Annotated in this window: 10 protein-coding genes and 1 tRNA gene; 5 read left to right on the plus strand and 6 right to left on the minus strand. The window is 57.7% G+C overall.

Annotation, left to right across the window (positions count from 1 at the left end):
• The first annotated feature begins 186 nt into the window (after positions 1-186).
• The gene (locus G5367_RS19975) at positions 187-459 is read left to right on the plus strand and encodes a late competence development ComFB family protein (protein WP_005343036.1); all 273 of its coding nucleotides are present in this window, start codon (positions 187-189) and stop codon (positions 457-459) included.
• Here G5367_RS19975 and G5367_RS19980 read toward each other — a convergent pair.
• Positions 454-663 carry a hypothetical protein gene (locus G5367_RS19980; RefSeq protein ID WP_005357820.1) on the minus strand — a complete coding sequence of 70 codons (210 nt, stop codon included), beginning with the start codon at positions 661-663 and terminating at the stop codon, positions 454-456. The two genes, G5367_RS19975 and G5367_RS19980, sit on opposite strands and share 6 nt — an antisense overlap.
• A gap of 301 nt (positions 664-964) precedes the next feature.
• Between G5367_RS19980 and nhaC the strand changes: the two genes are divergently transcribed.
• On the plus strand, positions 965-2,374 hold the full coding sequence (gene nhaC / locus G5367_RS19985; protein ID WP_421245215.1) for a Na+/H+ antiporter NhaC: 1,410 nt from the start codon (positions 965-967) through the stop codon (positions 2,372-2,374).
• A gap of 139 nt (positions 2,375-2,513) precedes the next feature.
• On the opposite strand, the gene erpA is transcribed toward nhaC, so the two are convergent.
• The 3 genes from erpA to clcA all read right to left on the minus strand — a co-directional run bounded on the left by erpA (position 2,514) and on the right by clcA (position 5,127).
• Complete coding sequence (gene erpA, locus G5367_RS19990; RefSeq protein WP_005340225.1) at positions 2,514-2,864, minus strand: iron-sulfur cluster insertion protein ErpA; 351 nt, start codon at positions 2,862-2,864, stop codon at positions 2,514-2,516.
• 87 nt (positions 2,865-2,951) lie between these two features.
• On the minus strand, positions 2,952-3,647 hold the full coding sequence (locus tag G5367_RS19995) for a DUF6776 family protein (RefSeq protein WP_005343032.1): 696 nt from the start codon (positions 3,645-3,647) through the stop codon (positions 2,952-2,954).
• Positions 3,648-3,738: 91 nt separating this feature from the next.
• On the minus strand, positions 3,739-5,127 hold the full coding sequence (gene clcA, locus G5367_RS20000; protein WP_421245216.1) for a H(+)/Cl(-) exchange transporter ClcA: 1,389 nt from the start codon (positions 5,125-5,127) through the stop codon (positions 3,739-3,741).
• A 244-nt stretch (positions 5,128-5,371) separates the two neighbouring features.
• Between clcA and hemL the strand changes: the two genes are divergently transcribed.
• On the plus strand, positions 5,372-6,658 hold the full coding sequence (hemL, locus tag G5367_RS20005) for a glutamate-1-semialdehyde 2,1-aminomutase (RefSeq protein WP_421245217.1): 1,287 nt from the start codon (positions 5,372-5,374) through the stop codon (positions 6,656-6,658).
• A 217-nt stretch (positions 6,659-6,875) separates the two neighbouring features.
• Entirely contained in the window at positions 6,876-7,691 is an 816-nt protein-coding gene (locus G5367_RS20010) for a hypothetical protein (protein ID WP_421245218.1), read from the plus strand.
• Here G5367_RS20010 and G5367_RS20015 read toward each other — a convergent pair.
• The gene (locus G5367_RS20015) at positions 7,606-8,508 is read right to left on the minus strand and encodes a TSUP family transporter (RefSeq protein ID WP_421245219.1); all 903 of its coding nucleotides are present in this window, start codon (positions 8,506-8,508) and stop codon (positions 7,606-7,608) included. The two genes, G5367_RS20010 and G5367_RS20015, sit on opposite strands and share 86 nt — an antisense overlap.
• A gap of 296 nt (positions 8,509-8,804) precedes the next feature.
• On the minus strand, positions 8,805-9,554 hold the full coding sequence (locus G5367_RS20020; protein WP_421245220.1) for a DsbA family protein: 750 nt from the start codon (positions 9,552-9,554) through the stop codon (positions 8,805-8,807).
• A gap of 197 nt (positions 9,555-9,751) precedes the next feature.
• Between G5367_RS20020 and G5367_RS20025 the strand changes: the two genes are divergently transcribed.
• Positions 9,752-9,839: transfer RNA gene (locus G5367_RS20025), tRNA-Ser, on the plus strand.
• The last annotated feature ends 655 nt before the right edge of the window (positions 9,840-10,494 follow it).

The following is a 10,494-nucleotide window of genomic DNA, read 5'->3' on the forward strand; positions in this document are numbered from 1 at the left end:
GCGGAATTGGTAGACGCGCTAGCTTCAGGTGTTAGTGTCCCACGGATGTGAGGGTTCGAGTCCCTCTCTTCGCACCATTCATTACGCAAAAGGCCCATCACGAAAGTGATGGGCCTTTTGTTTTTACTCCTTGTTATGGCTATGCTTTTGACGACTCCCCGCTCATCGTCATGCCAAGGAACGCATATGATACTGGATACCGACATTCACAACTTTTACGAACATCTGGTGCTCAAGGAGATTGAGAAACAGGGGCTGCAGCAAAAGCTCAACAGCGATCAGATGGCCGACCTCTGCTGCCTTACCCTCAACCAGCTCCCGGCCCACTATATTCGCCACAATGTCGACATGATCTACTTCCTGACCGACGCCAAGCGTACCGAAATGGAGAAACTGGTGGTCGAATCGCTCAAGGTGGCACAGCAGAAGATCAAGCAGGCTCCCGTCAAAAGCTCATAACCATGGCTGCTGCCAGAGCAGGGTGACGATACCGGTCAACCCGGCCACTGGCAGCAAGATCAAGGCGGGCCGCAATCCGGGCTCCAGCATCACCCAGGCAGCCAATAGAAAACCGGCACTCCAGGTGCCGTACTCTTTATCCTGACCCCATGCGAGTACGGCCACCGCCACCAGCAACATCATACCCCGCAATATCCAGCGCATTGTTTTCTCCCCAACCAACAATTGATAATAATTATCATCTGCATCTATTGGGGATGCAAGTGGCGTCACAGACAAGCTTCGTATGTGACCCTTTGTGTCAACAGGCCGCTCAAAAACGGGTTATGAGATCAACTAATTTGTGATTTTTTCAATCAAATGTGCATTTTTGCCAATTTGATGGGGCTTTAACCCGCCGGGTTTGTGGTAGATTGCGGCCTCTTTTTGGGTTGCCTCCTCGGGATCGATGTATCCACAGGACGAGAGGGAGTGACCTTGGCGAGCAAGAGTTTAGGAAGTATCTATGCAAAACCAACAAAACCACATCCGACTACCGGGCATGGCACAGGTGTTTGCCTGTCTGGCCATTTTCCTGGCCCTGGCATTCTCGTTCACCAGCGTGCTCGATCTGCCGATCCAGCTGGCGTTGTTCATCGCCTGGTTCGTCATCATGGGGCTTGGCATCAAACTCGGCCACGATTACAAATCCCTGGAACAGGCAGCCGTTGACGGCGTTGCCAAGGGAATGGGGGCCATCCTGATCCTGGTCTCCGTCGGTGCTCTGGTCGGCACCTGGATTGCTGGTGGCATAGTCCCCAGCATCATCTACTTCGGCCTCAAGGTGATCCACCCGTCCATCTTCCTGCTGGCAACCCTGATCATCTGCTCCCTGACCTCGCTGGCCACCGGCACTTCCTGGGGCTCTGCTGCCACGGCCGGCATCGCCATGATGGGGATCGGCCACAGCCTCGGCGTGCCTGCGCCACTGGTAGCCGGTGCCGTGCTCTCCGGCGTCTACTTCGGTGACAAGCTCTCTCCGCTCTCCGACTCAGTAGTGCTGGCGTCCACCATGTCCAACGTCGATGTGGTGGAGCATATCAAGGGGATGCTGCCTATCAGCCTGCTCTCCTATGTCATCACCGCCGTGCTGTTCACCGTAGTGGGCATGCAGTATTCGGGCAACGTCAGCCTGGAGCAGGTCAATCTGGTGATGGAGGCCCTCGACAACCAGTTCAACATCACCCCGCTGGCCATAGTGCCGGTGGTGCTGGTGCTGGGCCTGTTGGCCAATCGCAAGCCCGCCTTCCCGGTGATCAGCTTCGGCGCCCTGCTGGGCCTGATCTGGGCCATCGCCTTCCAGGGCATGGATCCGGTCAAGGCAATGCACTCGGCTTATAGTCCGTTTGCCATCACCTCCGGCATCGACTTTATCGACAACATTCTCGGTCGCGGCGGCATGGAGTCCATGCTGGGCTCGGTCGCGGTCATCATCTTCGGTCTCGGGTTTGGCGGCCTGCTGGAGAAGGTCGGTATTCTGGAAGTGATCGCCAGCGCTTTCGAGAAGCGCATCAATAGCGTCGGCAGCCTGACCAGCCACACCATCGGCACCGCGTTTCTGGCCAACGTATTCGGCTCAGCCATGTATGTGTCGCTGATCCTGACTCCCAAGATCATGGCAAAGAACTACGACCGACTGGGACTGGCGCGCAAGAACCTCTCTCGCAACGCCGAGTTTGGCGGCACCCTCACCTGCGGCATGGTGCCCTGGAGCGACAACGGCATCTTCATGGCCGGGGTTCTGGGGGTGGCAACCCTCGACTACCTGCCCTACATGTGGCTGAGCTTCACCTGCATCATTGTGACCATCGCCCTCGCCTACATGGGCAAGGCAGTGAACCGGATCCCGCTGGTCGCGGCGGCAAGCTCCCGTTAAGCCATCCTGCAAACAACAAAGGCGCCATCAAGGCGCCTTTGTTGTTTCAGAGAAATGCTGTTTGATGGAACTCACTGAGCACCACAAACAAAAACAGCCCTCGTTGCCGAGAGCCGTTTCATCAGACCGATAATGCCGATCAGATGGAGAAGCTGGAGCCACAGCCACAGGTCGTGGTGGCATTGGGGTTGGTCACGGTGAAGCGTGAACCTTCCAGACCCTCGGTGTAATCCACACTACCGCCTACCAGATATTGCAGGCTCATGGGATCGATCACCATGGTGACGCCATTCTTCTCGACTACGGTGTCCCCGTCGTTGATCTTCTCATCAAAGGTAAAGCCATACTGGAAACCGGAGCAGCCCCCACCCGTGATGTATACCCGCAGCTTCAGCTCGGGATTCTCTTCCTCGGTGATCAGGTTCTTCACCTTGTTGGCCGCCGCATCCGTCATCTGGATGGGCAGCGGGGCTTCTGCTACTGCACTCATTACTGACCTCACAACCATTAGATCCACAAACATGGAAACCGCGAAATTATCCAATACCCGACCATTCAGTTCAAGTATTCACCACGTTTAACCGGCAGCGGGCACCGGAGCAGGCGGTGCGGCGACCAGCGGCTTGATCACCTCGCCCCACTCAACCAGCAGCTCTTGCGCCGGTTGCCTGCCATCCTTGTTGATGGTGACACGGATCCGATCCGGCACAAAGCCTTCCGGCAACTGCCAATTCCCTTCCAGCAGCTGGAAATAACGCAGGGCATAACGCCACTCGCTCACCTTCATCCCGAGATCGCGGCCGGTTAGCGTCTTCGGCTTGTCAGCCAGGCTCCCCTCGACCCGGATCTGCACCTGACCACGGAACAGCTCCCGCTTCTTGGCAGGCTGGGTCAGGGCGAGACGGTAGTGGTAACGACCGGGAATGCTGGTCTCCTGCAGGGTCAGGTTGTCGATCACCACCCCCACCTGTTCGCCGGTGGGGCGCATGATCCGCTCGAAAAAGGCCAGCTGGCGCTTGAGCTCCTGCACCTGCGCCTCCTGACTCTTCAGGGTGGTCTGCAACTGCTCGAAGGCCGCTTTCTGGGTCGCCAGCTGGGTATCTTTCACCCCCAGCTCTGTCTTGAGCTGGCCGATGGCCTTGCCCTGACGATCCAGCGTCTCCTGCTGCACCACCAACAGACTGCTCTGGGCCAGCTCTTGGCGGTTACCGACAAAGTAACCGATGAGCCCACCAACGGCTAACACGACCAATAACTTCAATAGATTGGACATAGCCCCTCATCCCGTTATCACGCCATTTACGGCAGCGCCTCTCCCTTAACTATACCGTCCTGACTGGGGCCAAAGGCGATAAAGGGAAAAATTAACTGGCCGTGGCGCTGCCATCACCCCGCTTTTGACGCGCAGCGAGCCGTAAAGTTCGCTCCAGGATCTGTGAATAGATGGGTCGGCCACCCAGCCACTGGGCAACCAGAGTCGCCCCGACCGTGGTAATCATCATCGGCAGGATCAGCTGATAGTTGTCGGTCATCTCGGTGACCAACACGATACCGGTGATGGGGGCACGCACGGTGGCAGCAAACAGCGCCCCCATTCCGGCGATGGCAAAGGCGCCGGGCTCGATGCCAAGCTCCGGAAACGCCGCATGAAACAGATGGCCAAACACCACACCAAACAGGGTGCCCAATGCCAGGGTTGGCGCAAACACCCCGCCCGGGGCACCGGAGCAGAAGCAGATGAGGGTCGCGACCAGCCGCACCGAGAAGATGAGGAACAGGGTCGCCATCGCATACTCATCCCCCATCAGATGAGGAATAAGCTCGGTGCCGCCGCCCGTCACCGAGGGGGCAAACAACGACAGCACACCAAACGTTCCGGCGACCAGCATGCCGATAGCCACGAAACGGTGGCGCTTGTTCTGATGCAACGCCAGATAGCCATCCTGACAGGCCAGCACCAGCTTGTTGAAGACAAAACCGAGCACCCCGAAGGTGGCCCCCATAAAGAGGAACAGCCAGAGCGCCTTGAGGGCTGGCGCATCGTAGTGCGGCAGAGTGATCACCGCCCCCTGCCCTTTCATGTTCTGCAGCATCAGGGTCGCCATAATGGCGGAGATCCCCACCGCCTTGATGGCCAGAAAGGAGTAGCGAAACTGCGGTCGCATCTCCTCCATCACGAACAGGATTCCCGCCAGCGGCGCATTGAAGGCTGCCGCCAGACCGCCCGCCGCACCGGCGGCCAGCAGGGCATGGCCATGCTCCTTGGGCAACCGGAAGATATCCGCCACCATCTTGCCGAGGTTGCCGCCGATCTGTACCGAAGGCCCCTCCCGCCCCAGCACCATACCGGAGCTCAGGGTACAGATGCCGCCGAAGAACTTGACCGGCAACACTCGCCACCACCGCACCGGGCGCAGATCGTCCATCGCCCCCTCGATCTCGGGAATGCCGGAACCACCCGCTTCCGGGGCAAAGGTATGAGTGAGGAAGTAACCGACAAATCCCAGCAAGGCGCTGAAGCCAAAGCCAAGCAGACCGAGCTGCCACCAGGGACGGTCTGCCAGCAAGGCGATACGTTGTTCTGCCAGCCAGTGGACTCCCGATTCGAACAGGCCGCACACCAGTCCGGCCAGGGTACCGACCAGCGCCGCCAGCAACAGCACCAGCAAGGGCATCTTGTCTTGCCGGATAATGCGGGAAAGCGGCCCCCGCGCAGAGGTATCGGCTTCAGAGGAGAAAGCTTGTTGCGCCATCTTGTTACACCAACTTGGAAAAACCATATCGTCAGCTAGCTGAGATCAGGATCACCCGGCGCGTTGCTCGGCTGCCCAGGGCTGGGGCTTTCTGCTATAGTCGGCCCGTTAAATTTTTGTCACGGGAGCAGACCGAGAGTCCGGGTGGCGAGAGCGCAAAGCATACTCCTGATGCTCCGGCCTGCCGAGTCTCAATCGGCTGCAATCCCTTGTGTGACGACCAAAATCCCATTAAGGATGATCCATGTCAAAATCAGATCAGCTGTTTGAACAGGCCCGCCAGACCATTCCGGGTGGCGTCAACTCACCGGTCCGCGCCTTCAATGGGGTCGGCGGCACGCCCCGCTTCATCGATCACGCCGATGGCGCCTATCTCTATGATGTGGATGGTCAGGCCTACGTGGATTACATCGGCTCCTGGGGCCCCATGCTGCTGGGTCACAACCACCCCGCCATCAAGGCTGCCGTCATCAAGGCCGTTGAGAAAGGGCTGAGCTACGGTGCACCGACCGAGATCGAAGTGCTGATGGCCGAGAAAGTGCGCCAGATCGTCCCCTCCATGGAGCAGGTACGGATGGTCAACTCCGGCACCGAAGCCACCATGAGCGCCATTCGTCTGGCCCGTGGCTACACTGGCCGCGACAAGATCGTCAAATTCGAGGGCTGCTACCACGGCCACGCCGACTCCCTGCTGGTCAAAGCCGGTTCCGGCGCCCTGACCCTGGGTCAGCCCAACAGCCCGGGCGTTCCAGCCGATTTCGCCAAACACACCCTGACCTGCGTCTTCAACGATCTGCATTCAGTGCGTGAAGCCTTCACCCAGTACGGCAGCGAGATCGCCTGTATCATCGTCGAGCCGGTCGCAGGCAACATGAACTGCATCCCGCCGGTCCCCGGCTTCCTGGAAGGGCTGCGCGCCATCTGTGACGAGTTCGGTGCCCTGCTGATCCTGGACGAAGTGATGACAGGCTTCCGCGTCTCCTTGCGCGGTGCCCAGGGTCACTACAACATCGACCCGGATCTCACCACTCTTGGCAAGATCATCGGTGCCGGCATGCCGGTGGGCGCCTTCGGCGGCAAGAAGAAGGTGATGCAACACATCGCACCGACCGGCCCTGTCTATCAGGCGGGGACTCTCTCCGGTAACCCGGTGGCCATGGCGGCCGGTCTGACCATGCTGGATTTGCTGCTGGAGCCGGGTCTCTATGAGCAGCTGAGCGCCAAGACCGCCCGTGTTGCCGAGGGACTGAAAGCGGCCGCGGCCAAGCATGGCATTCCGCTCGCCATCAACTATGTGGGCGGCATGTTCGGTTTCTTCTTCACCGACGAGCCCGAAATCACCCGCTACGAGCAGGTCACTCGCTGCGATATGGAACGCTTCAAGCGCTTCTACCATCTCATGCTGGAAGAGGGCGTCTATCTGGCGCCGAGCGCCTACGAGGCGGGCTTCCTGTCATTGGCTCACGGCGACAAGGAGATTGAACACACTCTGGCGGCCGCCGAGCGCAGCTTCGCCAAGCTGGCTGGCTAAATCGCCGCTGGTTGTCGCAAAGGGCCCGTCATGGGCCCTTTTCTATTACAGAGACTCCATCACCACACAGGGCGGCAATACGCCCAGTTCTGGTGCATTACTCCCTCGTCATCCACCGATTTGTCATTCTCTGGTGCAACTTGCCCTGCCATCCCTGTCATAAAGCAGGCCCACTATTTGCACATTCACCACAAGAGCCCACGTCACCGAGGTCCATATGGCAGAGATGAGCCCCATCGATGTGCTGCGGCGCTATCAGGAGTATCAGGAGGAGTTGACCCCGCTACTGCAGGGGCTGCTCAGCGCCCCCCTTGCCTCGCTCAAGGGGTATCCCTTTGTCATCAGCATTGACCACTATCAGGGGCCGATGTGCATCCAGCCTGTGGCACCGGCCGCCCATAACCGGCTGCACCTTATCGTGCAGGGGCGAGGACGGGAGATCACCGTCTGTCTTAATCAGCTGATTGGCTGGTTGATGGGAGACAGGGAGCGCCGCCGCGCCATGCCTTGGTTCAAGGCGGTCTATGTGGTGCTCAGCATGGCGTTGTTTTTGATCGTCGCCACCCTGATCTGGCACGGGCTGGAGCAGCTCTACCAGCTATTGTGCGGCGAGCAGCAGAACCAGCTCGGCGCCTTTAGCGCCATCATCTTCCTGACACTGGCACTGGCGGTGTTCGATCTGGGCAAGACCATTCTGGAAGAGGAGGTACTGCTGCATAAGGATATCTTCCGCCACAGCGCCATTCGCCGCACCATCACCCGCTTTATCGCCGCCATTCTGATCGCGGTCTCCATCGAGGGGCTGTTGCTGCTATTCAAAGGCTCGCTCGGCCAGAGCGATCTGCTCTGGCCTGCGGTCGGAGTGATGGGGTGTGCGGTGGGTTTGCTGCTGGCGCTTGGCCTCTATGTTTTTCTGGGGGCCAAGGCCGAAGCGGCACTGGTACAGGCTAGCCTGCGCTCTCCACCGCCAGTTGCACAGGGGAGCGACGCGCCGCCCGCCAGGAGGCGTACATGGTCCAGGAGGTATAGATGACGATAAAGGCAACCAGCCACTTCAGCATCTCCATATCCATGGATTTGACCAGCATGGCTGCCAGCACCACACCGATGGGACCGAAGATGGCTACCGCCAGCACCGCCTTGGCATCGAATGCCCCTCTGCGGATAAAGGTGCCTGCGGAGAAAACGCTAAGCACGGCGGTGGAGCCCATCATGATGGGAAACGCCGCCAGCGGATTCATCCCCAGCAGATAAACCAGCGTCATGCAGGGGGCAAACAAGCCGATACCGACATTCATCAATACCCCGAAGATGAAGTTGCCAAGCAGGGCGATCGCCAGCTTGTAGCCGCTGAGCCCCATCGCATCGCCGCCTACAGGGAAAAGCCCCAGCAGACCGGCAAAAATAAGCCCTGCAACGACCAGTAAGGAGATAGCCATCACCAACCGGATGGTCTGCCGATCAAACGAGGCCACATGGCGAGCCCCCCAAGCTGCGCCCGCTGCGGCGGCCATCATCATGCTGATCAGCGTCAGCGGATCCACCGCGACTGCACCGACGAAGATCAGCGACTGAGTCACGGTCGGCAGCACGCACTGCCCATTGAGGGTACCCGGCAGCACTCGATCATCGATCAGCTTGAACTGCTTGTAGCAGGCGGTCTTTACCGCAAAGCTGCCCACCCCCAGGGTATCGAGAAAGTTGGCAACCCCACCGATCAACGCCACCGGCCAGAAGGGGGTCGCCTCAAAGGAGCCACTCTGCTTCTTCCGCCAGCAGGCTTGCACCAGCATAAAGATAAATACGAGGCCTCCGGCTATAAAAATCAGCCGTAAAATATCAACTAACATAGGGGTTTCTCCTGCAACGGGCGGCGATTCTAAGGCAAGCAGCAGAAAAAATCTTGACCGGAATTAAGCAATGCTCACGACACGCCTCTGCAAGGTGAAATATTTATCAATAGACTCCGAACGACTCTGCTAATACTTGTTACTGAGGCCAACAGGCCGGGTCCTGAGCACGTTGTTATGGTCCTTTCGCGACGACCACTTGTGCCAAAGGACATAATAAAAAAGAGGGCCGGTAGTGATACCGACCCTCTTTCTATTTCTGACCGAGGCGCTGGGCCCTCGACCATGACAACCGCTTATTGAATGTTCTTGCCGGCGCGCACGTCCTTGATAAACCCCTTCAGGCTGGCCAGATCACGGGGGGCACCGCGCAGGATCTGATCACCAATGATGAAGGCCGGGGTACCGGAGATACCGAGCGCTTCAGCCAACGCACGGTTGGTACCTAGGTTCTGGTCAATGCTGCCATCCTTGATCTTGGCTTCCACCTTGCTCCAGTCCACACCAGCCGCCACTGCCAACTGCTTGACCTGTGCTTCATCTGCGAGCGGGCCCTGATGGCTATAGAGCTTCTCGTGGAACGCCTGGTATTTGTCAGGCTGACCCAACTGGACCGCCAACGCAGCACGGGCTGCGAAGTAGGAAGACTCGCTCAGAATGGGGAACTGCTTGTAGATGTACCGGATGTCTTTGTCTTCCGACATCAGCTGCTTGACCAGCGGATGGGCCCGTTTGCAGTAACCACAGTTGTAATCGAAAAACTCCACAATGGTCAGAGATGCCTTCGGATTCCCCATCTCGGGATCCTGATTGGCATAAAGCTGCTTGGAGTGAGCCTTGATCAGCGCCTTGTCACTCTCGGCCTGCTGGCTCTCCTGCTTGGCACGCAGGGCATTGGACATCTCGACCAGGATCTCGGGATTCTTGACCAGATAGTCGCGAACGATTTGCTCGACATCGCTTTTGGTCAGCTCGCTTGCATGTACCGGCGTCGCCAGCAGGGTCACGCCAGCCAGCGCGCAAAACAGGGCATTTTTAATAGTCATAACGTTATCTTGCAGAGGATATGATAGAGGCCACTATAGTGGTTGAGTCTGTTTTCAAGTCAAGTTATCTGGCCAAAAAAGCGCTTGATGCACCCTGATTGCCACTTTTTCATGTCGTTTCGTGCAATTAACCAGCAATCGAACCGGACGGGGATTTACAAGCCGGATCAGCATGGTAATATTCGCCGCACTGCTGCGGAGGGGTGGCAGAGCGGCTGAATGCACCGGTCTTGAAAACCGGCGATGGGCGACCATCCGTGGGTTCAAATCCCACCTCCTCCGCCATTTATACCGAGCCCATGCAACCATGTTGCGTGGGCTTTTTATTTGCCTGCGATTTGCCATTCCTAATAGCTCTCAACATACTAGCCTTCTCCAACACCTGTCTTAATCTTCTCACCCGCGGTCTAAATAGCTGCCACAAGATCACCTACCAACATCGAACCTCTGCGTTCCTGTGCACATCATTGCCCATTTTCTTATTACCCCAAACCGCAACGACCACGGCTCCAGCATGTTGGTACCGCCAATAACCCCTCTTCGGAATAAAGTCAGGGCTGGTTAACGCAGTCATAGAAAAGCAGAGACGATGGGGTTGCGGCTTAAAAAGAGGGGACTGCTAACTCAGGAAGCAGAGCTCCCAAGCAAGAGATCATGACGTATAGGCGATCATGGGATTCACAGGTTATGGCGATGCCAGCCCTGCAATTCAGAGCAGTTGCTTTACATGAAGAAAGAGTAAAAGCGTAACATCAGGTGATTCTTTGAACCGAAAGACAACCGCGAGTAGCAATAAAAACAGAAGAAAGGAATAAGTTAGGTCAAATATCAGACGATTTGCTGAATTCCAGCCAATGAAAAAACCCGCTCGATGAGCGGGGTTTCTTGTATTGGGTGCCTGGCAGTGTCCTACTCTCGCATGGCGAATGCCACACTACCA

The sequence above is a fragment of the Aeromonas sp. 604282 genome (genome assembly GCF_049170575.1).
GTDB classification, from domain to species: domain Bacteria; phylum Pseudomonadota; class Gammaproteobacteria; order Enterobacterales; family Aeromonadaceae; genus Aeromonas; species Aeromonas veronii_A.

Excerpts from the sequence above, each read along its gene's own strand:
- G5367_RS20015 (WP_421245219.1), bottom strand. The coding sequence starts at position 8,508 with ATGTTAGTTGATATTTTACGGCTGATTTTTATAGCCGGAGGCCTCGTA.
- nhaC (WP_421245215.1), top strand. The coding sequence starts at position 965 with ATGCAAAACCAACAAAACCACATCCGACTACCGGGCATGGCACAGGTG.
- G5367_RS20010 (WP_421245218.1), top strand. The coding sequence starts at position 6,876 with ATGGCAGAGATGAGCCCCATCGATGTGCTGCGGCGCTATCAGGAGTAT.
- erpA (WP_005340225.1), bottom strand. The coding sequence starts at position 2,864 with ATGAGTGCAGTAGCAGAAGCCCCGCTGCCCATCCAGATGACGGATGCG.
- G5367_RS19980 (WP_005357820.1), bottom strand. The coding sequence starts at position 663 with ATGCGCTGGATATTGCGGGGTATGATGTTGCTGGTGGCGGTGGCCGTA.
- clcA (WP_421245216.1), bottom strand. The coding sequence starts at position 5,127 with ATGGCGCAACAAGCTTTCTCCTCTGAAGCCGATACCTCTGCGCGGGGG.
- G5367_RS19995 (WP_005343032.1), bottom strand. The coding sequence starts at position 3,647 with ATGTCCAATCTATTGAAGTTATTGGTCGTGTTAGCCGTTGGTGGGCTC.
- G5367_RS20020 (WP_421245220.1), bottom strand. The coding sequence starts at position 9,554 with ATGACTATTAAAAATGCCCTGTTTTGCGCGCTGGCTGGCGTGACCCTG.
- G5367_RS19975 (WP_005343036.1), top strand. The coding sequence starts at position 187 with ATGATACTGGATACCGACATTCACAACTTTTACGAACATCTGGTGCTC.
- hemL (WP_421245217.1), top strand. The coding sequence starts at position 5,372 with ATGTCAAAATCAGATCAGCTGTTTGAACAGGCCCGCCAGACCATTCCG.